The organism is Acinetobacter haemolyticus (assembly GCF_003323815.1).
In the GTDB taxonomy this organism is placed as follows: domain Bacteria; phylum Pseudomonadota; class Gammaproteobacteria; order Pseudomonadales; family Moraxellaceae; genus Acinetobacter; species Acinetobacter haemolyticus.
Genome location: NZ_CP030880.1, coordinates 2,981,063 through 3,007,042 on the forward strand (window position 1 = coordinate 2,981,063; position 25,980 = coordinate 3,007,042).

26 protein-coding genes are annotated in these 25,980 nt (G+C 40.4%); 13 read left to right on the plus strand and 13 right to left on the minus strand.

Annotation, left to right across the window (positions count from 1 at the left end; genetic code table 11):
- Positions 1 to 121: 121 nt before the first annotated feature.
- From DS737_RS13790 to DS737_RS13805, 4 genes are all read right to left on the minus strand, one after another.
- A complete protein-coding gene (locus DS737_RS13790; protein WP_005083644.1) occupies positions 122 to 880 on the minus strand; it encodes a hypothetical protein in 759 nt (252 codons plus the stop codon).
- Positions 881 to 968: 88 nt separating this feature from the next.
- The gene (gene topA, locus DS737_RS13795; protein ID WP_005083647.1) at positions 969 to 3,608 is read right to left on the minus strand and encodes a type I DNA topoisomerase; all 2,640 of its coding nucleotides are present in this window, start codon (positions 3,606 to 3,608) and stop codon (positions 969 to 971) included.
- 33 nt (positions 3,609 to 3,641) lie between these two features.
- Entirely contained in the window at positions 3,642 to 4,091 is a 450-nt protein-coding gene (locus DS737_RS13800) for a hypothetical protein (protein WP_004637807.1), read from the minus strand.
- A 160-nt stretch (positions 4,092 to 4,251) separates the two neighbouring features.
- Positions 4,252 to 4,614, minus strand: coding sequence for a winged helix-turn-helix transcriptional regulator (locus DS737_RS13805; protein ID WP_113997765.1), 363 nt, complete (start codon positions 4,612 to 4,614; stop codon positions 4,252 to 4,254).
- A gap of 118 nt (positions 4,615 to 4,732) precedes the next feature.
- Between DS737_RS13805 and DS737_RS13810 the strand changes: the two genes are divergently transcribed.
- Positions 4,733 to 5,743: a zinc-binding alcohol dehydrogenase family protein gene (locus DS737_RS13810; protein ID WP_113997766.1), complete on the plus strand. Its 1,011-nt coding sequence runs from the start codon at positions 4,733 to 4,735 to the stop codon at positions 5,741 to 5,743.
- A 41-nt stretch (positions 5,744 to 5,784) separates the two neighbouring features.
- On the opposite strand, the gene DS737_RS13815 is transcribed toward DS737_RS13810, so the two are convergent.
- Positions 5,785 to 6,030 (minus strand): SlyX family protein, encoded by a 246-nt coding sequence (locus DS737_RS13815; RefSeq protein WP_005083653.1) that lies wholly within the window; start codon positions 6,028 to 6,030, stop codon positions 5,785 to 5,787.
- Positions 6,031 to 6,062: 32 nt separating this feature from the next.
- Between DS737_RS13815 and DS737_RS13820 the strand changes: the two genes are divergently transcribed.
- Positions 6,063 to 7,976, plus strand: coding sequence for an ATP-binding cassette domain-containing protein (locus tag DS737_RS13820; RefSeq protein WP_113997767.1), 1,914 nt, complete (start codon positions 6,063 to 6,065; stop codon positions 7,974 to 7,976).
- Between the two features lie 55 nt (positions 7,977 to 8,031).
- On the opposite strand, the gene DS737_RS13825 is transcribed toward DS737_RS13820, so the two are convergent.
- Positions 8,032 to 8,574 (minus strand): DUF4334 domain-containing protein, encoded by a 543-nt coding sequence (locus tag DS737_RS13825; RefSeq protein ID WP_005083657.1) that lies wholly within the window; start codon positions 8,572 to 8,574, stop codon positions 8,032 to 8,034.
- A 207-nt stretch (positions 8,575 to 8,781) separates the two neighbouring features.
- On the opposite strand from DS737_RS13825, the gene DS737_RS13830 reads away from it, so the two are divergent.
- Positions 8,782 to 9,717, plus strand: coding sequence for an LpxL/LpxP family acyltransferase (locus DS737_RS13830; protein WP_113997768.1), 936 nt, complete (start codon positions 8,782 to 8,784; stop codon positions 9,715 to 9,717).
- 240 nt (positions 9,718 to 9,957) lie between these two features.
- Here DS737_RS13830 and DS737_RS13835 read toward each other — a convergent pair whose 3' ends face one another.
- Complete coding sequence (locus DS737_RS13835) at positions 9,958 to 11,103, minus strand: endonuclease/exonuclease/phosphatase family protein (RefSeq protein ID WP_113997769.1); 1,146 nt, start codon at positions 11,101 to 11,103, stop codon at positions 9,958 to 9,960.
- Between the two features lie 186 nt (positions 11,104 to 11,289).
- Between DS737_RS13835 and asd the strand changes: the two genes are divergently transcribed.
- The 5 genes from asd (at position 11,290) to truA (ending at position 17,090) form a co-directional block, all read left to right on the plus strand.
- Complete coding sequence (asd, locus tag DS737_RS13840; RefSeq protein WP_004637799.1) at positions 11,290 to 12,408, plus strand: aspartate-semialdehyde dehydrogenase; 1,119 nt, start codon at positions 11,290 to 11,292, stop codon at positions 12,406 to 12,408.
- Between the two features lie 183 nt (positions 12,409 to 12,591).
- Positions 12,592 to 13,983, plus strand: a complete 1,392-nt coding sequence (locus DS737_RS13845; protein ID WP_113997770.1) for a FimV/HubP family polar landmark protein — start codon at positions 12,592 to 12,594, stop codon at positions 13,981 to 13,983.
- Between the two features lie 58 nt (positions 13,984 to 14,041).
- Entirely contained in the window at positions 14,042 to 15,247 is a 1,206-nt protein-coding gene (locus DS737_RS13850) for a FimV/HubP family polar landmark protein (RefSeq protein WP_113997771.1), read from the plus strand.
- A gap of 64 nt (positions 15,248 to 15,311) precedes the next feature.
- Positions 15,312 to 16,277, plus strand: a complete 966-nt coding sequence (locus DS737_RS13855) for an asparaginase domain-containing protein (RefSeq protein ID WP_113997772.1) — start codon at positions 15,312 to 15,314, stop codon at positions 16,275 to 16,277.
- Positions 16,278 to 16,292: 15 nt separating this feature from the next.
- Positions 16,293 to 17,090, plus strand: a complete 798-nt coding sequence (gene truA / locus DS737_RS13860; protein WP_005088122.1) for a tRNA pseudouridine(38-40) synthase TruA — start codon at positions 16,293 to 16,295, stop codon at positions 17,088 to 17,090.
- A 36-nt stretch (positions 17,091 to 17,126) separates the two neighbouring features.
- Here the strand turns inward: truA and DS737_RS13865 are convergent, their stop codons facing one another.
- Positions 17,127 to 18,134, minus strand: coding sequence for an AraC family transcriptional regulator (locus DS737_RS13865; protein WP_004637794.1), 1,008 nt, complete (start codon positions 18,132 to 18,134; stop codon positions 17,127 to 17,129).
- 231 nt (positions 18,135 to 18,365) lie between these two features.
- On the opposite strand from DS737_RS13865, the gene infA reads away from it, so the two are divergent.
- Both infA and DS737_RS13875 read left to right on the plus strand, forming a co-directional pair.
- Entirely contained in the window at positions 18,366 to 18,587 is a 222-nt protein-coding gene (infA, locus tag DS737_RS13870) for a translation initiation factor IF-1 (protein WP_001284370.1), read from the plus strand.
- 222 nt (positions 18,588 to 18,809) lie between these two features.
- Complete coding sequence (locus tag DS737_RS13875) at positions 18,810 to 19,217, plus strand: hypothetical protein (protein WP_113997773.1); 408 nt, start codon at positions 18,810 to 18,812, stop codon at positions 19,215 to 19,217.
- 57 nt (positions 19,218 to 19,274) lie between these two features.
- Here the strand turns inward: DS737_RS13875 and leuB are convergent, their stop codons facing one another.
- The 4 genes from leuB to leuC all read right to left on the minus strand — a co-directional run bounded on the left by leuB (position 19,275) and on the right by leuC (position 23,169).
- Positions 19,275 to 20,354: a 3-isopropylmalate dehydrogenase gene (gene leuB / locus DS737_RS13880; protein ID WP_005083674.1), complete on the minus strand. Its 1,080-nt coding sequence runs from the start codon at positions 20,352 to 20,354 to the stop codon at positions 19,275 to 19,277.
- Between the two features lie 43 nt (positions 20,355 to 20,397).
- On the minus strand, positions 20,398 to 20,973 hold the full coding sequence (locus tag DS737_RS13885) for a hypothetical protein (protein ID WP_026070348.1): 576 nt from the start codon (positions 20,971 to 20,973) through the stop codon (positions 20,398 to 20,400).
- 114 nt (positions 20,974 to 21,087) lie between these two features.
- Positions 21,088 to 21,738 carry a 3-isopropylmalate dehydratase small subunit gene (gene leuD, locus DS737_RS13890; protein WP_004637790.1) on the minus strand — a complete coding sequence of 217 codons (651 nt, stop codon included), beginning with the start codon at positions 21,736 to 21,738 and terminating at the stop codon, positions 21,088 to 21,090.
- A gap of 12 nt (positions 21,739 to 21,750) precedes the next feature.
- Positions 21,751 to 23,169, minus strand: a complete 1,419-nt coding sequence (leuC, locus tag DS737_RS13895) for a 3-isopropylmalate dehydratase large subunit (protein ID WP_113997774.1) — start codon at positions 23,167 to 23,169, stop codon at positions 21,751 to 21,753.
- Positions 23,170 to 23,424: 255 nt separating this feature from the next.
- On the opposite strand from leuC, the gene DS737_RS13900 reads away from it, so the two are divergent.
- Together DS737_RS13900 and DS737_RS13905 are read left to right on the plus strand one after the other, a co-directional pair.
- A complete protein-coding gene (locus DS737_RS13900) occupies positions 23,425 to 23,643 on the plus strand; it encodes a DUF2061 domain-containing protein (RefSeq protein WP_005083680.1) in 219 nt (72 codons plus the stop codon).
- A 124-nt stretch (positions 23,644 to 23,767) separates the two neighbouring features.
- A complete protein-coding gene (locus tag DS737_RS13905; protein WP_005083683.1) occupies positions 23,768 to 24,625 on the plus strand; it encodes a LysR family transcriptional regulator in 858 nt (285 codons plus the stop codon).
- Here DS737_RS13905 and DS737_RS13910 read toward each other — a convergent pair.
- Positions 24,622 to 25,272, minus strand: a complete 651-nt coding sequence (locus DS737_RS13910) for an HAD family hydrolase (protein ID WP_005083685.1) — start codon at positions 25,270 to 25,272, stop codon at positions 24,622 to 24,624. The two genes, DS737_RS13905 and DS737_RS13910, sit on opposite strands and share 4 nt — an antisense overlap.
- Positions 25,273 to 25,456: 184 nt before the next feature.
- Between DS737_RS13910 and DS737_RS13915 the strand changes: the two genes are divergently transcribed.
- Positions 25,457 to 25,933, plus strand: coding sequence for an RNA pyrophosphohydrolase (locus DS737_RS13915; RefSeq protein WP_004637784.1), 477 nt, complete (start codon positions 25,457 to 25,459; stop codon positions 25,931 to 25,933).
- Positions 25,934 to 25,980 lie beyond the last annotated feature (47 nt).

The following is a 25,980-nucleotide window of genomic DNA, read 5'->3' on the forward strand; positions in this document are numbered from 1 at the left end:
CTGTATAAGGCATGTTGATAATTAATGAAGGAATGTCAGAAAAAGCAGGCTTTTATTGCATCATTTTTCTTTAAGTAAGCGTAATCCAGCAGGTATGGATAAGTCAGAACTTATCCACAAATTACTTGATCCAGCCAATTTCTTGTGCAGTCAGTGCACTGATTATGGTTTGCTCCAAACCATTCGGCATTTTACTTTTATGCTCTGATAGCGGGATTCGTCCACCCATAATTTCAGCTTGTGTCTGTGGATACAACGGTTGCTGTTCTGGTTGTGCATATCCAATTGGGAAAAGTGGCTCTCCAGTCGCTAAATTGTATTTATCAGTTGCACCGAATCCATGAAGTAACTCATGCACAATAACCACATTATTTTGTGCAGCTTGTCTATCCGAAGCAAATAAGTTCACTGAACCAATCCGACCACGCTCTAAAGCAGTTGAATGCTTCAATTCATTGCTTTGCTTAGGATCATGGAAATTTAAATACAGCGTTAATGTCGGTGAACCATCAACAGATTGATGTTGTTTCCATGCATAAAAACGAAATTTTAAACTCCATAAAATATTATTCAGAAGGCTTGGTTGTGCTGGCACTTGAGGCGGTTTTTGACTCAATTGACGACCAATCTGAAGCATAAAATAACTACTTTGCCCACGATACGACTGACTATTTTTTTCCAAATAATCTTTAATCTCAGCAAAGTCACGCAATTGTAATTGCTCAATATACTGTTGTGTCGTCACCATCCCATCCGCATTAATCGGATGTAGCAGTAGCATGATTGGCTGATTCCAGTCTTGATTTTGATCACGATATGCATTGACTGCGACAATCAATAACACCATCAGTAAACAGACGACTCGAATATTTTTCCACATGTACTCCCCCTTCAACTAAATCTTATCTATTTTTTATTTTGGCTATAAAAAATGCTAGCGATTGCTAGCATTTTGATGATCTCAGTTTTTAAGCCTCAACCCATTTCCCATCTTGGAACACCAGACTCCATTTGGTCTGCTTCCCTTCCAAAGTTTCAGAACCCACATATTGTACTTGGTTCTTACGGCTAAACTTCACCACTGTCGGATTCCCTTCAGGGTCTACATCTGGTGCTTGTAATAAGAACTGATATTTAGCGTCCAGTTGATCTGCAACGCTCCGTAATTCTGCAACCTTTGGCGCACGTGTTTCACGAATTTTCGGAAATTTACTTGCTGCCAAGAATAAACCAGCAGCACCATCACGTAGTACAAAGAAGTCATCATGCTTGGTTGAGCGTAAGTGCTCCATTTTAATCGGATCTACGCGCGGTGGTGCAGGTTGACCACTCTTCAAGACCTTACGAGTGTTGTCACAGCTGGTACATGCGAAATAAGGACCAAAACGTCCAGTTTTAAGCTGCATTTCACCATCACATTTATCACAAGGAATGGTTGGGCCATCATAGCCCTTGATCTTAAATTGCCCTTCCTCAAGCTCATAACCATCACAGTCTGGATTATTACCGCAGACATGAAGCTTACGTCCACCATCAATCACATAACTATCCATTGCTGTACCACATTTTGGACAACGATGTTTAGACATGAGATCGGCTGTCTCAGCGCCATCATCATCCGATAGCGCAGCTAAAGACTCAACTGGGGTTAAATTCAATGTTCCCTTACAACGCTCTTTCGGTGGCAAGTTATAACCTGAACATCCTAAGAATACACCTGTTGTTCCTGTACGAACTTGCATCGGACGAGAACATTCAGGACAAGCAACATCCGCGACTTCAACTGGCTGATTACGGCGCATACCGTTTTCGCCTTGCGCATTGGTCAAACGCTTTTTAAAGTCACCATAGAATGTATCTAGTAGTTCCTTCCAATTCCGCTCACCTACTGCAACACGGTCTAGCTGGCCTTCCAAATCAGCGGTAAATGCATAATTCATCAGGTTATTAAAGCTTTCATCAAGGCGGTCCGTGACGATTTCTCCCATCTTCTCGGCAAAGAGACGACGATTTTCCAACTTCACATAACCACGATCTTGAATGGTTGAAATGATCGCTGCATAGGTTGATGGACGACCAATGCCTTTTTTCTCTAATTCCTTAACCAACGATGCTTCAGTAAAACGTGCAGGTGGCTTGGTAAAATGCTGACTCGGATCAAGCTTTTCTAACTTGAGTACCTCACCCACTTTTACAGCCGGCAGTAATACATCATCGTCTGACTTGTTTGCACCACGAACTTTGGTAAAACCATCAAAAACTAAGGTACGACCTTTGGCTTTAAGTTCAACATCAGCCGCCTGAACCGTTAAGGTCGAAGACAAATACTCTGCTGGCGTCATCTGACAAGCCACAAACTGACGCCAAATTAAATCATATAAACGCTGTGCATCTCGTTCAACACCTGCAAGCTTATCCCCTGTCAAGCCAACATCAGATGGACGAATGGCTTCATGGGCTTCTTGCGCTCCCGCTTTGTTGCCATAACGATTTGGCTTAGCAGGCACATATTTTTCACCAAAGTTTTGTTGAATATGATTACGTACCATATTCACGGCGTCATCGCTCAAGAAGGTTGAATCGGTACGCATATAGGTAATAAAACCACCCTCATACAACCGCTGCGCTAACATCATGGTTTTCTTTACTGAGAAACCTAAACGTGTACTAGCCGCTTGCTGTAAGGTTGAGGTGATATATGGTGCACTTGGATTAACCTTGGTCGGTTTATCTTCACGTAATGCGACTTTGTATTCAGCATCTTTTAATACGCTTAATAGCGCATCTGTTTCAGCTTTATTCTTGAGTTTAAGCGTTTTACCTGCTTGTCTAACGGCTTCTAAACGGATGTCGTCTTTTTTAGACAACGTATCCGCAAAGACTTGCCAATATTCTTCTGGGATAAAAGCACGAATCTCACGCTCGCGTTCGACCACTAGTTTGACCGCAACAGATTGAACTCGACCTGCCGATAAGCCACGGGCAATCTTTTCCCACAGCAATGGTGAAACCATAAAACCAACAACACGGTCAAGGAATCGACGAGCTTGTTGTGCATTGACACGATTTAAATCAAGACGTGTTGGCTGCTTAAAGGCTTCCTGAATCGCATTTTTGGTAATCTCGTTAAAGACCACACGATGATAACGACTGTCATCACCTCCAATCACTTCTCTTAAATGCCAAGCGATCGCTTCTCCTTCTCTATCCAAATCCGTTGCGAGATAGATTGCGTCAGCATCTTTAGCAAGTTTTTTAAGTTCAGCGACTACATGCTCTTTACCTGGAAGCACTTCATAGTGTGCAATCCAATCATGTTCTGGATCGACACCCATACGATTAATTAAGGCAGATTGTGCTTTTTCAGCTTTTTGTGCTTCCGTTAATTTAACACGCGTTGCAGGCTTCTTTTCGGTGGATTTTGCCCCACCTCCTGTCGGTAAATCACGCACATGACCAACGGAAGACTTCACCACATATTGTGAGCCTAAATATTTATTAATTGTTTTCGCTTTTGCAGGCGACTCCACAATCACTAAGGCACGTTTCTTTGCAGCAGATGCGGAAGCTGCTGTGCTTTCTGAAGCAGAGCGTGGAGTATTCGCCATAATAAATCGTTTTTCCTGTCATTAATCAGATAATTAGCGTTGAGCTAATTGGTATAAATAAGCTTTCATTTCATCAAGCTGTGTGGCTTTTAAATCGATTTCTTCATTCCAATACAACCCAACACAGTTTGCCTGCATATCAATAGCATAAACTCCTTTTAATGCAATGGTTAAATCATTAAATTTCTGATCACCTTGCACGACTTGAAGCTTTCCATCAACAACTCTTGCTCGCATAAGTGCTAAACGTGCATCTGGAATCAATACACTATAATAGGCCACCATACTGGCACGTTTTTCGGTTGCCATTGGAACTTTGGTCCACTCTGGAGCAACAATAATACGAGGATGCAATCCCATTTTTCGAGCTTGATCACGCATTGATCCAAGCGCTTTTTCTCGCGGACTCACACGTAAACCAAAAATAGAGCCAAGTACAAATAGTACAATCGCTGCCGTTATCCAAATTCCAACATTACTCATTTAAGGTGCCCAAAACTTCCTTTTATTAGCGTTACATAAGTTGAATCAAAAACGCAAGTTACAACATAAAAATAATATGGAATCCAGTTTTATACTCTAAACACCAAATCCCAGCTTATTTAAAAAGCTGCGTCTACAGCGCCTTCCTTTAACACAGCGTTTAAGATGTTAAAGATAACTTACCGAATTGATCAAGGTGCGCATCTCCCCAGCTTTTTAGCGTAATCAGAATTTGTTCAAGGCTGTATCCTAAATCAGTCAAACTATATTCAACTTTCGGGGGGACTTGCGGATACACTTCACGATGAATGATGCCATCTTGTTCTAATTCTCGAAGCTGATTGGTCAACATCCTTTGCGTGATACTCGGGACACGTTTACGGATTTCATTAAAACGTAAAGTCCCCTCATTGAGTAAATGCCATAAAATCACGGTCTTCCACTTCCCATCAATTAAGCTGATTGCCGCTTCAACTGAGCAACCTGGGGAACAATCAAAACTCGAATGTCGAACTTTTGCCATTTTACAGTATCCTTTTTGACACTATGAGCGTTATTTGTCTGTAGTCACAAAATTAAAGCTTACGTTATGCTGAACAGCCTATCAAGTGGAATCCATCCAACCTAGAGGAAGCACAACCATGAAAGCTGTGGCATATCAACATGCAGGTGCAATTGCATCTACAGACTCATTAGTGAGTATTGAAATAGAATCGCCTGTCGCCAGAGGACATGACCTCCTTGTTCGCGTTCAAGCCATTTCGGTTAATCCAGTCGATACCAAAATTCGTAAAAATGTCAGTCCTGAATCAGGACAATGGAAAATTTTAGGCTGGGATGCAGTCGGTATTGTGGAGGCCGTTGGAGAAAAAGTGTCTCTTTTTAAGATTGGAGATGAAGTGTGGTATGCAGGCGCACTCAATCGACAAGGTAGTAATAGTGAATTGCAATTGGTTGATGAAAGAATCGTAGGACACAAACCCAAATCCTTAAATATGATTGAAGCAGCAGCTTTACCTCTAACTGCAATCACTGCTTGGGAAATGCTATTTGATCGACTACAAGTTCCCCACACAGCACCAGATAATACAACTATTTTAGTTATTGGTGCTGCAGGTGGCGTTGGGTCTATTACGATTCAACTTTTGAAACAATTAACTAACTTGACGGTTATTGGCACAGCTTCTCGTACCGAAACCCGATCATGGATTGAGCAACTTGGTGCGGATTACGTATTAGATCATCGTCAATCTTTGGCAGAACAAGTCAAGCAGTTAAATCTCACTGCTCCAAAGTATGTATTCTCGACCACTCAAACTGATCAACATCTTGCCGACATCGCTGAATTGATTGCGCCACAAGGGCATTTTGGTCTAATTGATGACCCAGAACAGCTTGATATTAAACTCTTTAAATCAAAATCGGTTTCAGTTCATTGGGAGTTTATGTTTACACGTTCAATGTATCAAACGGAAGATATGATCAAACAAAGCGAACTTTTAAATCAAGTCTCTCAATTAGTCGATGATGGGCGAATTAAAACCACGGTTAGCCAAGTTTTATCACCAATAAATGCTGAAAACTTAATAACAGCACATCAACAAATTGAAAGTGGTTCAACCAAAGGTAAAATCGTTTTACATGGCTTCTAAATATAAATTCGCTTCATGGTAAGTCGATCACTTACCATGAATTAATAATGCGGTGGTTTGTTACTCATCGGATCAAAAGGTGCAATGCCTTCAGACAAGTCAGAAGCCTCAACACGTTGATACAAAATTTGCATCTGTTTCTTTAAAACTGCGATTTCTTGTGTCTGAATAGCGAGCTGTTGATTGAGTTGTTCAACTAAATCGTCTAAAAATGCAATTCGCACTTGCAAATCTTCAATGGGTGCGGACAATGACGCGTGATCATCGAAATTTTGTTGTTTAGTCATTTCAGACCTCATCTGAGCTTTTAGGAAACATTATGGCCTATATTACTTTAAGGGATGTCCATCTCGCATTTGGCGGACCAGCCCTACTCGACGGCGCGAACTTTAACCTAGAACGAGGTGAGCGAGTGTGTCTAATCGGTCGTAATGGTGAAGGTAAGTCTACTTTACTTAAACTCATTGAGGGAAGCTTATTGCCTGATGGTGGCGAAGTTTCGATTCAAAATGGTTTAACTGTTTCAATGTTAGCCCAAGATGTACCTATGGATTCGGGTAAAGTGGCAGATATTGTTGCTGATGGTGCTGGTGAAGCCGCCAGTGTATTAAAAGAATACCATGAGGCAAGCGATGCCTGTGTACTCGGTGATATGGATGCCTGTGATCGTATGGGCATGCTACAACACAAACTAGATCAGCTAGATGGCTGGGCTTTAGAAAACAAAGTAAATACTATTTTGGGCAAAATGGGACTCGATCCAAATGCAGATTTGGCTGACCTTTCAGGTGGTCGTAAACGTCGTGTGCTCCTCGCGCGCGCGCTGCTCACCCAACCAGATGTATTATTACTCGACGAACCAACCAACCACTTGGATGTCGAAAGTATTGAATGGCTAGAAAAATTCTTACTGGACCAAAATAATCTAACGCTTTTATTTATCTCACATGACCGCTCATTTGTAGACAGCATCGCTACACGAATTGTTGAACTTGATCGTGGCATTTTGCGCAGCTATGAAGGTAACTATTCACGCTACCTTGATCTCAAAGCACAACAAATGGAAGCCGAAGAAAAGCAAAATGCTTTATTTGACAAAAAGCTTGCTGAAGAAGAAGCATGGATTCGTCAAGGTATTAAAGCACGTCGTACCCGTAACGAAGGACGTGTTCGTGCCTTAAAAGCATTACGTGAAGAGTCCAAAGCACGCCGCTCACAACAAGGCAAAGTCAGCATGGCGACCCAAGAGGCCAACCGTTCAGGTAAGTTGGTGTTTGAGATTGAGAATTTAAGCGTCAGCTATGACAGTAAACCACTGATTAAAGATTTCTCTGCAATCGTGTTACGTGGAGATCGTATTGGTTTAGTCGGCGATAATGGCGTCGGCAAAACTACACTTATCAAAGCGATTTTAGGTCAAATCCAACACGGTGGTTCGGTTAAAACAGGGACCCAACTCGAAGTTGCTTATTTTGATCAATTACGTAATGCACTCGACCTCGAAAAAACCGTTATGGCTAACGTGTCGGAAGGCTCAGACTTTGTCGATGTGAATGGTAATCGTCGTCATATCTATAGTTATTTACAAGACTTTTTATTCTCACCTGAGCGTGCACGTACACCTGTGAAAGCACTTTCTGGGGGTGAGCGTAACCGAATTCTGTTGGCAAAACTTCTTCTCAAACCATCAAACTTAATTGTGATGGATGAGCCAACCAATGATTTGGATATGGTAACACTTGAGTTACTTGAAGAAATGTTGTCTGAGTATAAAGGTACTCTCCTGTTAATCTCACATGACCGTGCATTTATGGACAATGTCGTGACTTCAACTTGGGTGTTTGATGGCAAAGGCAATATTGATGAATACATTGGTGGTTATCAAGACTACTTGGAACAACGTCCAGATCAGAAAGTCGTTGATCAAAAAAGTGATGTAAAAAAAGCGCAAGCCAAAGCTGAAGCTGCTGCATTAGCCGCCGCAGCCCCAGCGCCGAAAAAAGTAAAGTTAAGCTATAAAGATCAACGTGAGCTTGAGCAACTTCCTGCTGAGATTGAGAAATTAGAAGCAGAACAAACTGAACTTTCAGACAAACTAGCGGATGGTTCATGGTTTGTGAGTGATGCCAATGCAGCGACTTTAGCCAGCCAACGTCTAGCAAAAATTGAAGAGTTACTGCTAGAAAAGTTAGAACGTTGGGATGTGTTAGAAAATCTTAGCAAAGGCTCATAATTCAATTCGATCACCCAATCTTCAAATTGTTTTAAATAACAATTTGAAGATTGGTCTATTCTAAATTTAGTTTACTCATATCATCTCGTATAAGAATAAAAAAATAAGGCTGAGATTGATCTTTTAAATCCATCCAACCAAGCACTGTATCTTGGTCAATACGTCTAAATACATCATGAATCGGCTTTTCATCATAAATCATGGTTGCAGATGATTTACCTCTAAATTCTGTCATTCTTAGTCTTGCTTTGCTTTTATCTGTTTTGAGTAATCTCAAAGCACCGACCAGATACTGACTATTTCTTTTTAGAAGATTAAAATCCAAGCTTAGTGGCAACCATTTAGGATCAATCGAAAACAATGCGGTTCTTTTGGGATTAAACAAAACAAGAGGAAAAACGGTTTCATTGTCTACAAATAATTTTCCATACCAATTTGCATGATCCAGTACACCATTCATTGGATGATCAGTGAATACCTCTAAACCTTTCCATTGACCATGCATAAACTCGCAATCTATCTCGTCCAAATGATCAAAGAAGCCCACCATCTCCTGAGAATTCATTTTCTTCCCTTGCAGCAACTCTAGGATATTCATCTATTTTTCCTTAGTTTTTGTTTTTAAATTTTCGATAATATGGCCAGATCAAGATGTTTTCCTTTCATTTGCATAGGAATAGGCCAAAACTCGAACACCAGTTTATGTTTTTTATAAGCAATATAACAAACCCCTTAGAACAATTATTTCACAAGCAACTTCGTGTTACACTTCACAAAAATTCAATTAATTTACGCATCTAAGTCTATGAGCCAACAACAGTCTTATATTCCTGGCGAGTTTCGATGGGAATTTTTACTTCCAAAATATTGGAAAATTTGGATCGCCCTTACTTTTCTTATGCTTTTGGCTATCCTGCCTTGGGCGATTCAATGGCGCTTGGCGCATGTTTTAGCAGCTTTGTGTTGGCACCTGCTTAAATCACGTCGTAAAACCACGCTAAGGAATTTAGAGCTGTGTTTTCCTGAATGGTCAGCTCAGGAAGTCGAGGCGAAAGCCAAACAGGTCTTCATTGATATGATGATCGGTATGTTTGAAACTTTAAATGCATGGTATCGCCCAAATTGGTTTAAGGGTCGTCATAGTATAGATGGATTAGAACATATCACCAACGCAAAGGCTCAAGGTAAAGGTATTCTACTACTTGGCACACACAGCACTCTACTTGATGCTGGTGGTTTTATTTGTGCTCAATATTTCGAACCTGATGTAGTTTATCGACCACAAAACAATCCAATGCTCGATATGTTAATTTATCGTTGTCGTGCGACCATTTACCAACAACAAATTGATCATGATGATATGCGGGGCTTAGTAAGACGATTAAAAGATGGTGGTGCTATTTGGTATAGCCCAGATCAAGATTTTGGTTTAAAACAAGGTGTTATGGCACCATTTTTTGGTGTACCTGCTGCAACTGTGACTGCACATCGCCGTTTATTAAAAATCTCTAAATCGGTTGCGATTCCACTGTATTTTTACCGTTATGGTGATATTCGCAATCCACAATATAAAGTACTCATCGAACCAATCGTCGAAAATATGCCGAGTGAAAATGAAGTCGATGATGCGATTCGTGTCAATAAAATCATTGAAGCTCAACTACGCATTGCACCAACGCAATGGATGTGGTTCCACCGCCGTTTTAAAACCCGTGCTGAAGGGTATGAAGATATTTATTAAAAAAATTAAAACCCGAGTTTCGCATCCTGCAAAACTCGGGCAAATGAGGTTGTGCTTTCACATCTTTTTTATTCTCTTGCGTCCATCGCATGCATCATATCCATAATGCTTTTATCCATCTCAGCGTTGCTATCCTTAAACGGAAATCCATTCCTGCTTCCTTGTGCTGATGTATTTAGAATAAACCTTTTAATCTTGTCAGACTATTCGCTGTAGACCTAAATTCCTGTACGATAATGCTTACAATACTCCTTGTCTATTTTCACTTTCCATCTCACGTTTATGTGGCTGAGCCAACTCATCTACAACTATTTTCTCTTCTTTTTCAGCTTTTTCTATACCATCCTGAATCGCTTCCTTTGCATCCTGCTCATCTTCTGCACTTTGCTCTAACTCTTGGTGTTGCTGTTCAAAAATGCGATCTGTTTGCAAAACCACATAGATAGGAAAATGATCAGAGCCAATATGAGCAAGTCTTTTCATTTCAACCAAACCAAAATCGGTGCTATGAAAGATATGGTCGAGAGACCAGCGCAGCAAAGGATAATCAGCATGAAAAGTATTCATAAAATAGCGACCAACTCGTGGGTCGAGTAAACCACTAATTCTTTGAAATAATCGTGTTGTTCTGGACCACGCAACATCATTTAAATCGCCCATCACAATACAAGATTGATCCAGATCTTTAATCTGGTCCCCAACAATAAGTAACTCAGCATCTCTCAGCGTTGAATCTTTTGCTTCAGTTGGACTTGGGGGCTTAGGATGCAAGCAATATAATTGCACATGCAAACCTGATGGCAGAGTTAAAGACGTGTGAATCGATGGAATTTCATCACTTAAAATAAATTTAACTTCGCTATGGCTGAGTGGCAAACGACTATATAAATGCATACCATATAAATTATCCAGAGGAACAGGAACGCGGTAAGGATAATCTTTTTCAATTGAACTCAATGCTTGCTGCCACACTGCATCAGATTCAAGTGTTAGTACAACATCAGGTTTTAAACTTTCAATCTGTTTTAACAACAAATGATATTGATCATTAGGTGTTAAAACATTAGCTACCAATAATGAGATTTGTTGTTCAGACTTTAATTGACCTGCCTTCACTTTAAGCACTTGTTTTTTCCACAATGGCGTATACGGCAAAACCATTTTTAATTGATAAGCAATTGCGGCAACTAATAGAACAAACAGTACCTCACTCCAGATCGTCCAATCTGCGACTACAAATAACATCGCACAGAAAATAAAAAGACCAACGGCTAAGATTTGCAATCGAGGGAAATCCGTTCCTCGAAACCACCATTCATCTCGTGGGATCAGTGACCAAAACGTCAGCCATATAACCAGTACCGCACCAACCTGAATCCATATCATGTTCATTTTTCTCTTGGGAGGTGATAAATTTTAAATAAAGTTGTGGCTTTATCAGTTTTCCATCTAACACAAACAAATAATTCCACACAATAAATCAACTGTTTTATTCATGTAACGCTTGCAGTTGCGTTCACTTTTGATACACTCAAGCCCCTTAAAGTTTTTTAGATACCGAGGCAAAATGACATGAAAGTAGGTCTGGTCGGTTGGCGTGGGATGGTAGGTTCTGTCCTTATGCAACGTATGGTTGAAGAGAATGATTTTGCTCACATTGAGCCATTTTATTTCTCTACCAGTAATGCAGGTGGCGAAGCACCTTCATTTGGTGGTAAGACTGCCCCAGCACTTATGGATGCAACGGACATTAATAGTCTGAAGCAAATGGATGTCATTTTGACCTGTCAAGGTGGAGACTACACCTCTGAAGTTTTCCCAAAACTTAAAGCCGAGGGTTGGGATGGTTACTGGATTGATGCTGCATCTACACTACGTATGGCAGATGATGCGATCATTGTTCTTGATCCAGTAAACTTAAATGTGATCAAAGATGGTTTAGTCAACGGAACAAAGACTTTCGTTGGTGGTAACTGTACCGTTTCATTGATGCTGATGGGCTTAGGTTCACTTTTCCAAAATAATTTGGTTGAGTGGGCGACCTCTATGACTTACCAAGCAGCTTCAGGTGCTGGTGCCCAAAACATGCGTGAACTCATTACAGGTATGGGTTATTTGTACAACAATACCAAAGAATTATTAGATGACCCTAAGTCTGCAATTCTTGATATTGATCGTCAAATTGCTGACTTACAACGTGGTGAAGGCTTCCCTAAAGCTAACTTTGGCGTGCCATTGGCAGGTTCATTGATCCCTTATATCGACAAACAACTCGAAAGTGGTCAGTCAAAAGAAGAATGGAAAGGTCAAGTTGAAACCAACAAGATTTTAGGTAATCAACAAATTGTTCCTATCGATGGTCATTGTGTCCGCATCGGTGCGATGCGTTGCCACTCTCAAGCTATCACTTTGAAATTGAAAAAAGATGTACCGCTTGATGAGATCGAGGATATGATCCGTAATTCGAGTCAATGGGCTAAAGTTGTTCCTAATACACGCGAAGCGTCAATGACCGATCTGACCCCTGTTGCAGTTACTGGTACTTTAACTGTACCTGTTGGTCGTTTACGTAAATTGAACATGGGTAAAGAATACCTCGGTGCATTTACGGTAGGAGACCAACTACTTTGGGGCGCTGCTGAACCTTTACGTCGTATGTTACGCATTCTTGTGGAATTCAAGAACGCGTAAGCAAAAACTGATAAAAAACAAAAGCCGATCACATTTGATCGGCTTTTTTTATTACCGTAGATAAGGAATTTACAATCCATTTACATCACGGTAATGTATACTCAGCTAGTGTTGGCATTTCACCATGGCTGAAATATCAACGGGCCCTAGACCTGACTACAACACCACTATTCATGGATCGAGATGACTGTTAATAACAAATTAAAAATTGCCATTTTAGCCATTTTATCTTCGCAATCTCTTTATGCGATTACCTTTGACCCGCTGCAAATTCAATCTGCACCTGGTGAATTACTTTATGCTGAAATGAGCTTTCATCAAGCAGATTCAAATGCAAGATTAGAGGTTTCACTAGCAACACCAGATGACTTGCGTATGTTAGGTGCAACACATCAACCACCTGCACATCTCAATTTTTTTACACGTCGTAATAATCGCGGTGAGGGTGTTATCGTTGTTACCTCTACTCGCCCAATGCTCGATCCTGAGCTAAATATTATTCTAAAAATACAAGAAGGTAGTGCCTCACATTTAAAGCATATTCGACAACCCATTCGACAAAATGCCAAAGTCGCAAACAATGCTAAAAGCAGCTATGAAAAATCTTTGACACCCAAGTTCATCGTAAGTGAAAAAGACATTGCTTTAAACCTGCCTGAAAGTACTCAATTTAATACAGCTACCCAGCCAAGTTTGAAACAAGAAAAGCTCTTAAACGCCCCCTTTGTACTCCCTCCTGTCTTAAATATTTCAGAGACACGTCATTCTGCAACTGCAACTATTGAGCAAGCTCAAATAAAAGAAGAGATCAACTCTACAGCTAAAAATCAAGCCAATATAAATACGTTAGCAACTCAAACTGCTACAGATGAAGCCATTACGCAAAGCAATACCACAGCAAATGAAAGCAAAATAGAAACTGCCCAAGCAGAAGTAAAAATAGAACAAGCATCTGAAAAGACCCAAGAACCGCCGTTAAAAGAGGCAACAAAGCCTAAAGCGCCAACCAATCAACAACCAGCAGCATCAGCCAATGCTCAACAGCATGTCGTACAACGAAATGAGTCACTTTGGAGTATTGCCCAACGCATTTCAGCGCAGACGCAACAACCATTACATCAAGTGATGCATCAAATTAAGCAACAGAACGAACATGCTTTTATCGGCGGCAATGCCAATCGCTTAAGACAAGGTTCTCATTTAAACTTCAATCTCAATTCAGTTCCAGTGAGAAAAACACCACCAACATCAGCTATAACGGCACAATCACGTATACCAGCTGAGAAAGCGAAATATCGCTTGCAACAGGCTGAAATGACCTTAGTTGCGGAAAGCAATCAAGATTCAAGCACTGGAAGTGCCAAAAAAGACACATTACAGCAAAAAAGCACTGCAGACTTGTCATTAAAAGTTATGACAGCACGAGAAAAAACCGTTACATTACAAAAAAACGTAACGCAGTTAGAATTGGCTTTACGCCAAAAGGAACAACGGATTCAACTGCTCAATGCTCGACTCGCTGCACTACAAGATCAGTTGAAAGCGCAACAGGAAGCGAAGAATTCAGCGCACTAAGTTACGAAAACATTTATAGATTTGTATAAAGCGGTTCTGGCTTTAAGGGGTATAGATCATGTCAACTATAATAATCGTATTGCTCGTCATCGTTTTGATTGTAGCAATCGTTCTTAAAAAGCGTGAAGGTCAGCAAAAGCAGACCGCAGCAAAAAAAACTGCTAGCAAAACTGCGAAAAAAGCTTCATCGCGTACTACATTGGTTCAAGAAGAGCATGTACCTGCCCCAGCAGTGACAACACCAATCTCTGAAAGTCTGCGTCAAAAACTGAGTCATGAAATTCAACAGGGTAATTATCTGACTGCTGAAGCACAGATTAACCAAGCGTTAAAACAAGATAATGCTCAACATGAATTATATTTATTTTTAGCAGATATTCATTTAGCACAAAAAGATGAGTTCGCAATTGATCAATTGATCAAACATTTGCATGCATTAAAGTTAGCCGATATTGCTCAAGCTGCTGAAGTTAAGAAAAAAGAAGGGTTAAAAGCGACTTCATTTGACAGTCTCGAGTTCGACCATCAAGCTAGTGCCCCTACGATAGACACGACATCAGAGCAAAAATCTGAGTTTGATGGCTTAGCACAAGATACTCCCCAAAGTTTTGATGACTTGCAATCTGAATATATTGCACCTGCTGAACAAGAAAAGATTGCAGAGCCGAAATCAGCCGTTGAACCTTTAGATTTTGACTTCTCTTTCGAGCAAAAAGAAACAGCCAAAACTGACACTACTGCTGTAGATGTTCAAGACCAGCAAGCGCTGGCATTTACCCCAAGTATTGATTCAACACCAAGTATCGAAGAAACAAAACAGCCTGAAGAAAAACCAGCCCTAGATTTTAGCTTTGGTAATTTAGAGTTAGCACCCACTCAACCTTTAGATGAAGTTGAGGAGACTCAATCTAAAACGGATCTATCCCCGAACCTCGCACCTGAACAAGTGGCATTTGAAGACAGTCCAGTTGAACTAGAAAAAGCTGAATTGGACTTTGGTACAACCGAAACAAATGTTGATTTAGCAGCAAATTCTCCTGCACAGGTCGTACCAGAAGCTGTTACGCTAACTGATCCACTTGCCCAATCTTTTCCAGATTTGCAGCAGCTAGATGAAGCTCAACTTAACTTAGATCTTGCTGAGCAATACATCGAACTTGGGGCATACGAGTCTGCCCAAGTATTGCTACAAAGTAGCCAATCTCAGTTTAATGCTGAACAACAACAACGTTCACAAAAATTACTGAATCAAATAGCGTCATAAAGCAGATCGGTCTAAAATAAGCAGTCTCCATGACTGCTTTTTTTATGATGAAAAAATTTCTATTATGAAAACAATCGCTTTAATTTATATGGGTGGAACCTTTGGCTGCGTTGGTGATCCTTTGATGCCGATGCCTGAACACAGCTTTTTACCTGCACTGAAAAAAGTAATCCCTGCACATTTCTCGGTAGAGTGTTTTGCTGCACCAAGTATCAAAGACAGTAGCGCTTGTACTGCAACAGACTGGCTCAAACTTATACAACAAGTTCAGCAACTACAACTTGACGGTTTTCAGCATTTTGTCATCATCCATGGTACAGATACTCTAAGCTATGCAGCAGCAACACTTGCGCGTTTCATAGGGCATTCTTGCCATGTCGTGATTACAGGTAGCCAGTATCCTCTACTCAACATTGATGGAAATGACATCCGAGAGTTTACTGATGCATTGAGTAATTTAACTCTCGCATGTGAGCAAGTCCTTCGACTTCCTGCTGGTGTCTATCTTGCCTTTCATCAACAGATTTTCCATGCACAAACAGCACTAAAAGTTCATACGACTGAATTGAATGCATTTGCAGGTGTTGCAGCAACTCAAGAATGTCATACTGTCGCCGATTATTTTGTGGTCCAAAATGAACATTTTGAACAAGCCACACAGCTCAGCGTACTCAACTTGATGTTACAACCCATCGCGCAAGAGCAGTTCACCCTACAGCTAAAGAATATTCTTGCAAACCCACCTCACTTTTTAATTTTACAAGGATTTGGGACGGGCAATATTGCTGTCAATGATGAGATACTATCGCTATTTGAAGCCCTCTATCAGCGCCAATGCCTCACCATTGTTAGTACTCAAGTCACCTTCGGGCAAATAGATCAACGTTATGCAGTTAGTTCATGGATTCATTCTGCCAAAGTTTTGCTCAATGATTGTCATAGCCATGCCGATTTATATGCAAAAGCCCTGCAAATGTATTTAAAATACCCGACCCACGATCAATGGTTCACTCATTGGCAGCAACACTAATTCCGAGGTTAAGACATGCAACGTTATGCAATTGGTATTGAATTTTGCGGTACTCAATACCGTGGTTGGCAAACACAACAAGCAGGCGTTGCAAGTGTTCAAGAAACCATTGAAAAAGTCTTAAGCACGATTGCAGATCACCCTATTATGTTGCATGGTGCTGGACGTACGGATGCAGGAGTACATGCAACCAATATGGTTGCGCATTTTGATACTACCGCAATCCGCCCAGATCGTGGTTGGCTCATGGGAACAAACAGCCAACTTCCGAAGGATATCTCACTTCAGTGGATTAAACGCATGGATGAAAGCTTCCATGCTCGCTTTAAAGCTCGCGCAAGACGCTATCGCTATATCGTTTATAACGCCCCAACTCGCCCCGCGTTATTGTATAAGCAAGTAACCCATCTCTATCAAACCCTTGATGTACAGAAAATGATTGCTGCTGCTGCAAAGTTTGAAGGCACGCACAATTTTGAGACCTTCCGCGCTGCAGCATGCCAATCCAATCAACCTGTACGCCACGTCAAACATTGTCGTTTGTTTGAACATGGCCGCTATCTAGTTCTTGATATTCAAGCAGATGGTTTTTTGCATCATATGGTGCGAAATATTATGGGCTGCTTACTTGAGATTGGACAAGGGATGTATGAGATCGACCATATTGATCACATGTTCGCTGCACAAGACCGCAAAGCCGCTGGTATTACGGCACCTGCCGATGGACTGTACTTCATTCAAGCAGAGTATCCTGAACAGTTTGATCTCCCACAATCACCATTGGGACCGCATTGGTTGAATCTTCCTGAATAAAAAACCTTATCTGATTGATAAGGTTTTTGGAAACTTTTAACGTTGCTTTCTTTTACGATATTCAACAGGGGTTTCATTGGTCCAGCGCTTAAATGCGCGATAAAAAGTACTTGGCTCTGAAAATCCAGTTAAATACACAATACGCTCTACACTCTCATTGGTGTTTGCCAATAACTTTTTGGCTAAACGGCAACGATAATCAGAAAGAATTTGCTGAAAACTGGTATTTGCCTCACTCAATTGAGTTCTTAGACGACGAGGTGTGATATTCAATTGTGCGGCAACTGTCTCCAAAGTGGTCTCACCACTTTCCAAGGTTGAACCAATGGCACGACGCACCTCACCTACTAAATCATAGCGGGCTAGCTCTTGTAATTTTTCAATCGCTAATTGTTCATGGAGCTGCAATAATTCTGGTTCAGCTTGCCATAACGGATAATCTAGTACAGTTGCATCAAAATAAAGTCGAGTCTCTTTTTGACCCAAGCTCACAGGACAACCGAAAACACGAAAATACTCATCATCGTCAGCACCTTCATTAAAATTGAAATCAATATAAATCGGCTGAAACTGACCTTCAGTAATAAACTTAAAGAACCGTAGAATACCCGACATCGCACATTCAGAAAAATGACGATTCACCAAGTTATCTGGCCAATATTGCTCGCCATTACTGAGATAACAACGACCATCTTCAATAATCAATTTCGCATCAAAAGCATCACTGATTAAACGTTGGTAAGCCAAAGCACGCTTTAGCCCCTCACCAAAAGTTTCGCTACTAATAAACAAATGTTCAATGACCTGCCCTCTATACAAAGGCAAATGCTCACCAAGATGTAGCCCAATATCAGGATCGTTACTTACTTCTTGTGCAGCGATCCAAAATGCATTCTGTGCACTTAATGGCGTTCGTGCATTGGTATCAACTTGATTGAGAGCCACTCCAGCCTTGGTTAAAATCTCTTCAGTCGGTAATCCTGCTTTACGAATTGCCTGATAACCAAAGCGCAATACAACTGATGCATCTGTTAGCTGACCCACGCAGTGCCCTTCCCTGTAAGTACGTTATTGTGACAATGAACAATAAATTTAGATTAACGTTGATTGACCAAACTGACAACAATATTCTGCTTCTTTTGTAAAAAAAATTTTAAGAATTGTCTAACAATTTCTTTCGGCTAATATCTGGCTGCCTTATCGTGACTTCATCTTGTAAATTTTAAATAAATTGACTATAATTTGCGCCTTTCCAATTTGATCATCAGGTAGGCCATGGCCAATAAAGAGGAACTCATCGAGTTCGAAGGCGTTGTCACCGAAACGCTTCCTAATACTATGTTCCGTGTACGTTTAGAAAACGGTCACGAAGTTATTGCTCACATTTCTGGTAAAATGCGTAAACACTATATCCGTATTTTGACAGGCGACAGCGTAAAAGTTGAAATGACACCTTATGATTTAACAAAGGGTCGTATTACTTATCGTGCGCGCTAAGAATTCGTGAATGCAAAAAAGCCACAACTCATGTGGCTTTTTTTATAAGCTATAAGCGAATACGCTATTTAATGATCTAACACTCACTTAGTTGTTTAGAGCGATAGTAATTATCACTGTAATATAATATCGTCTCCAGAACCGATAGATTTGTATACGCATCTCATATTCTTCGATCAAATATAAAAAATTATTTATTCCAAAAATAAGGAAATAGTCGCAATGCATTATAAATTTTTTATTATTTTCTTCGCATTACTATTGCAAGGCTGTGCAACACCCAAATGGCAGTCTATTCAATTACAAGATTATCTCCAACCTTACATCGGACAATCTGCTCAGAACATTCAACAGAATCTCAACTTGAATGACTTAGGCTTTCAAACGCTTAAACATCCTCAAATGACAACAAATACCTTAACGTATACGGTTTTGCGACCAATTAACATTCCTATACCCATTGCCGAGTCTATAAGTGGTTCAGGGCCAAATATGGGAGGTTCAGTGCGATTAAACTCAGCCTCTACCCGACAACAGTCTTATGATGTCAATTTTTACTGCCGTATTATTTTTGAGCTCGATCAGCAACAAATTGCGCGCTCAATTCGCTACGAAGGCAAAGCTTGCTAAAGCGATATCCCAAATAAAAAAACGCAGCCTTAGCTGCGTTTTTTTATTTATAAGCATTTAGTTGAGTGCAGAAACTACCGCCTCACCCATCGCATCGGTACCTACTTTGCTCATACCTTCTGACATAATGTCAGCTGTACGGAAACCTTGATCCAATACTTGACCAACAGCATCTTCAATTGCTTTGGCAGCAGCCTCTTCACGGAAGGTATAACGCAACATCATCGCTACAGAGAGAATGGTTGCAAGCGGGTTTGCGACATTTTGACCTGCGATATCTGGCGCAGAACCATGACAAGGCTCATACATTCCCTTGCCATTCTCATCCAACGATGCAGAAGGTAACATACCAATTGAACCCGTTAACATCGCCGCTTCATCCGATAAAATATCACCGAATAGATTACCAGTCACAATCACATCAAACTGTTTAGGCGCGCGTACCAATTGCATCGCAGCATTGTCAACATACATGTGTGATAACTGAATATTTGAATATTGTGCTTGCTGTAAATCAGTAACAGTTTGCTTCCACAACTCAGTCACTTCGAGCACATTGGCCTTATCCACTGAGCAAACTTTTCCGCCACGCAATCCTGCAAGCTCAAATGCTACTTTTGCGATACGCTTGATTTCACTTTCTGAATAAACGTCCGTGTTATAGCCTTGTTTCTCACCATTTTCGAGTTCACGAATACCACGTGGTTGACCGAAATAGATCCCACCCGTTAATTCACGAACAATCAAAATATCTAAACCCGCAACAATTTCTGGTTTTAAGCTCGAAGCATCAGCCAATTGTGGATATAAAATTGCTGGACGTAGATTTGCAAATAGATTGAGTTCACTACGAATTTTTAATAGTCCACGCTCAGGACGGATAGAACGTTCAATGGTATCCCACTTCGGTCCACCCACTGCACCCAATAAAATTGCATCAGCTTTTTTAGCTTGTTCGCTCGTGATGGCTGGATAAGGTTCACCGTGTTTATCAATCGCTGATCCACCGAGTAAACCATGCTCCCATGTCAAACCTAAATTAAATTTATCATTGACCTTAGTTAGTACTTTTTCAGCAGCGCCAACAATCTCAGGACCAATGCCATCACCCGCTAAAATTAAAATATGTTTAGACATCTATTTTTCCAGTTTGATATGCGCAGTTCTCACTGCAAGCGAATTAAATCTTTTTTTCAATAAATTCACCTAAGCCTTTGCTGACATCATAAGATCTGCAAAAACGGCGAATTGTTTGTTGCTCTTGCTGTAAATCAACACATAAAGGATCAGGTGCAGAAACGGTTAGTAAGCTACCTGAACGAGAAGTGCGATCACGATACATTTTGAAGGTATAGCGTAAATACGGTTTAAACTCATGAATGACATGAAAGGTTTCCGCACGATCAAGAGAAATCGGATAGAAACGGATCACGATTTCATATTCTTTCGCGGGAACACTGAGATAAACTTGCTGTTTTCGGCTGAATACAGAACCCTGTAATCTGACAATGCCACGTTCCATCGCCTGTCGACTTATACGATGTGACGTTGCATTAATGACCTCAACATCATTAATTCGAGCAAACTCACAATTCTCTACGCCTGAACAATGTAAGGTTGCATTATTCGCTTTTTGCTCTAGTGTATTTTGAGCAATACGAACTTGATCAACCACATTAGTTGTGTTTTGACATCCAGCTAAAATTGTTCCAACAGATAAACACAACAAAATATTGCGTGCCAATATCCTTCTCATTGTTCAGGCCCAGTCCTCATGTCATAGCAACATGCAAGCAAAATAATCTTTGTTTGCATGTTAGCAAGAGTTGTATCGCTATGCTATGTCTATGTTCAAAATGTATTCAAACAATTAGGCTTTGATTTCGGCAAATACCCAAGGACGCGCTTGTTTTGCTTTAGCTTCATATGCATGAATCTCATCAGCAACCTGCAAAGTTAAACCAATATCGTCCAAACCATTCAATAAACAATGTTTACGGAATGGATCAACTTCAAATTTGAATGCATCACCTTTTGGCGTACGCACTTCTTGTGCTTCCAAATCAATGGTGAGTTGATAGCCTTCGACTTCAGCACATTCTTTAAATAATTGATCAACAATCTCTTCAGACAAGATCACAGGTAACATACCGTTTTTAAAACAGTTGTTAAAGAAAATATCTGCAAAGCTTGGTGCAATCACAGTACGGAAACCATACTCGTTTAACGCCCAAGGTGCATGTTCCCGACTTGAACCACAACCGAAGTTGGTACGTGCCAATAAAATCGTTGAACCTTGATAACGTGGTTTATTTAAAACGAAATCTGGGTTTTTCGGACGCTTACTAATATCCTGCCCTAAATAACCTTCATCCAAATAACGCAATTCATCAAATAAGTTGTCGCCAAAACCAGTACGCTTAATTGATTTCAAAAACTGTTTTGGGATAATTAAGTCTGTATCGACATTGGCACGATCTAAAGGTGCAACAATACCTTGTTCTACAGTGTATTTTTCCATGGTTTAGCTCCTTTAGAATGAACGAACATCAACAAAATGCCCTGCAATTGCTGCCGCTGCTGCCATTGCTGGACTAACCAAATGCGTACGACCACCATTACCTTGACGACCTTCAAAATTACGATTTGAAGTCGATGCACAATGCTCACCTGGTTGCAATTTATCAGCATTCATCGCTAAGCACATTGAGCAACCTGGTTCACGCCATTCAAAACCTGCTTCCAAGAAAATCTGATCTAAACCTTCTTGTTCTGCTTGTTGTTTGACTAAGCCAGATCCAGGAACAATCATCGCCTGTTTAATGCTAGCAGCAACTTTACGACCTTTGACAACTTCAGCAGCCGCACGAATATCTTCGATACGTGAGTTTGTACAAGAACCAATAAACACTCGATCTAATTGGATATCTGCCAATGCTTGACCTGCATTTAAGCCCATATATTGATATGCACGTGTCCAATCATTACGTTGCACGTCATCTTTAGCTTGCTCTAAAGTCGGTACTGCTTGTGATACAGGAATAACCATTTCTGGAGAAGTTCCCCATGATACTTGTGGTTCAATCTCAGCACCATTTAACACCACGACTGCATCAAACTCAGCATCATCATCCGAATGCAAAGTATTCCAATATTCTACTGCTTGATCCCACTGTTCACCTTTAGGTGCATAATTACGATCTTTCACATAAGCAATAGTTTTATCATCGACAGCCACCATACCGACTCGTGCACCTGCTTCAATCGCCATATTACAAACCGTCATACGACCTTCAATCGACATATCACGGAACACTTGACCGCCAAATTCGATTGCGTAACCTGTGCCACCTGCTGTACCAATTTTACCAATGATGGCTAAAACCACATCTTTCGATGTCACACCTTTGCCTAAAACACCATCAACGCGAACAAGCATATTCTTCGATTTTTTCTGTACCAAGCATTGAGTCGCTAAAACATGCTCAACTTCAGATGTCCCAATACCATGTGCTAAACAACCAAATGCACCATGCGTAGCCGTGTGAGAATCACCACACACAACAGTCATACCAGGTAATGTTAAACCTTGTTCTGGACCAACAACATGTGCGATACCTTGACGGATATCATTAATACCAAATTCAACGATATTAAAGGTCTTACAGTTATCATCTAAGGTTTGAACTTGGATACGAGAAGTATCATCTTCAATCCCTGCAATGCCTTGTTCACGCTCTTTTTTAGAGGTCGGTACATTGTGGTCAGGTGTTGCGACATTGGCACTTAAACGCCATGGTTGACGTCCTGCAAGCTGTAAACCCTCAAATGCTTGTGGACTAGTCACTTCATGTAATAAATGACGATCAATGTAAATTAAACACGATCCATCATCACGCTCAGTGACTAAATGATCATCCCATAATTTGTCATATAATGTTTTGCCTGCCATGTCTTCGCTCTCCGTGATGCTTGCCATAGGACTGGGTATTTGTAATCTTAGCTTGATTATAACAACCGTTTCACATAAATCTAATTTATCATTTTTATAAATTAACAAACTTTTTGGAATAATTTGTTTTTATAATAATATTCTCTTCAACCACGATTCATAAAACCAATCATCAGCAATTGAAATTTCTTTTTTACATTTTTAATGATAATGATTATTATTTATATAAATCTAATTTGATAAGACGGTGACAGCATGGCTAATATCCAACAGTTTGTGATTAAAAATCAGCGAACTTTAAAAAAAACCTTGAGCTACTACTTCATGCATATCACAGTGGCCATGTTGGTCGCTTATGTAGTCACTGGAAATCTCATCATGGCGGTAACTTTGAGTTTACTTGAACCAACCGTACAAGCATTTGCCTACTTCTTCCATGAAAAAATTTGGAATAAAACAGAACAAAAAGCCTAACTTTTAATTATACATATACAGCTTAAACTATCTTCGTTCACCGCTTTTGCCTAAAATAGTTTGCTGTATATGCTTAGCCATCAAAAATAAACATCTAAATTTTAATGATTTTCGAGCCTAAATTATGAATCTTGCCGCCTTTGAAGCGTTTGTTAAAGTTATGGAAACAAGTTCAATTTCAATTGCTGCTGAACAGCTTTTCATTACTCAACCAGCGGTCACTAAACGAATTCATAGTTTAGAAGATTATTTTGGCGTCAAACTATTTGAATCGGCTGGACGAGGAATTCAGCCTACTCATGCTGCTCACTCATTATTACCCAAAGTCAAAACATGGTTAAATGAACTCGGTGAGATTCATCATACATTGAGCCATGAGCAAGCCCAAGTTCAGGGTCGCCTCAAAATCGGTACCAGCCATCATATTGGCCTGCATCATCTTGCCGAACCATTAAAAAAGTTTGTGCAACATTATCCCAAAGTCACTTTAGATGTTCATTTTGTTGATTCTGAACAGGCTCATGAACAAGTACTGGCTGGAGAATTGGAGCTGGCATTTCTGACCTTGCCGCCTGTCGGCGATGATCGTCTTAATTATGTCACGATCTGGGAAGATCCTTTGGTTTTCGTCTCCGCACCATTTCATCCACTGGCCCAACAACATGATCTTCAACTTGAGGATTTGATTGCCTATCCGAGCCTATTACCTGCGGCACATACCTATACCAGCCAAATCACTTTGGCTGAGTTTGAGAAAAAAGGATTAAAACCCAGAATTACCATGAGTAATAATCCTTTAGAGTCCATCAGAATGCTGGTTTCGATCGGTTTAGGTTGGTCAGTCTTACCAAAAACCTTACTCAATCATGAACTCACCCGCTTAGATTTGAATCTAAACATGAATCGCCAGTTAGGAATGGTTTGGCATCCAGCACGAATCCAATCGAAAGCGGCGGAGGAACTGATCCAAATGATGACTTAAATTGACCAGTCCTGAATGTCCCATTGTTGTTCTTGTGCAAGTTTTTCCAAACGATCATCTGGATTTACAGCAATGGCATGGGTCGCATATTCAAGTAAGAACCGATCGTTGATTGAATCGGAATAAGCCCAAGACTCACTCACCGTACGTCCTGCTAACCATTGATCTAAACGCGCAAGCTTGCCTTTTTGATAACATGGAATTCCAGTCACCTTGCCGGTGTATTTGCCGTCGGTTATTTCTGCATTGGTCGCAATAATTTCAGTAATACCAAATTCACGGAAAATTGGTGCCGTAATAAAGTCACTAGTCGCGGTAATTCCCACAATCGCATGTCCCAGATCTTGATGTTTTTTAATGGCATCAAAACCTTTTGGGCGCATTTTAGGGCGAATAACTTTTTGCATAAACAACTGATGGAGATCGGTTAAGTAGTTATTGTCATGCTTGGTTAAAAACTCAAAAACAAACTCATTATAAGCAATCGGATCCAGTTGCCCTGCTTTGTAATCTTCATAAAATTTATCGTTCATTTGACGATGATGAACTGGATCAACTAAACCTTCATTGACCAAAAATTCACCCCACGAATGGTCAGAATCGGTATTTAACAGGGTGTGATCTAAATCAAACAAAGCCAATTTCATATAAATGCTCATTTAAATGCAAATTAAAGAAAAAAAACGTAAATCTATTTCCGTAAGTCACTAAAAATTCGTTAAGATCATAGCAATTTTAAACATTTTACTTTGATCTTTTACGAGTTGGACGTGCAAGCGTGACTGTCCCCGAGATCAAAGTCAACGATATAGACAAAATTTAGGTAGCCAAATGATCGACTCAGAAGGTTTCCGACCCAACGTCGGGATCATTTTGGCAAACGATGACGGACACGTCTTATGGGCAAAACGCATTGGTCACAATGCTTGGCAATTTCCACAAGGAGGAATCCAGTTTGGAGAAACCCCTGAACAGGCACTTTATCGTGAACTGAGAGAAGAAGTCGGTTTATTGCCCGAACACGTCCAAATTATAGCGCAAACAAAAGGTTGGCTGCGTTATCGTTTGCCACATCGGTACATTCGGTCAGATTCAGATCCGGTATGTATTGGACAAAAGCAAAAGTGGTTTTTACTGAAGCTGACGGCATCGCCACATCATATTCAGTTAAACCTCTCTGACCCACCCGAATTCGACGAATGGCAATGGGTGAGTTATTGGTATCCTTTGGGTCAAGTGGTCAACTTCAAACGTGATGTTTACCGTAAGGCCATGATGGAGTTGTGTTTACAATTACCTCAGCGTTAAACGTTAATAAATCATCACTTTAAGCAATGATTTTTGACAAGAGAGCT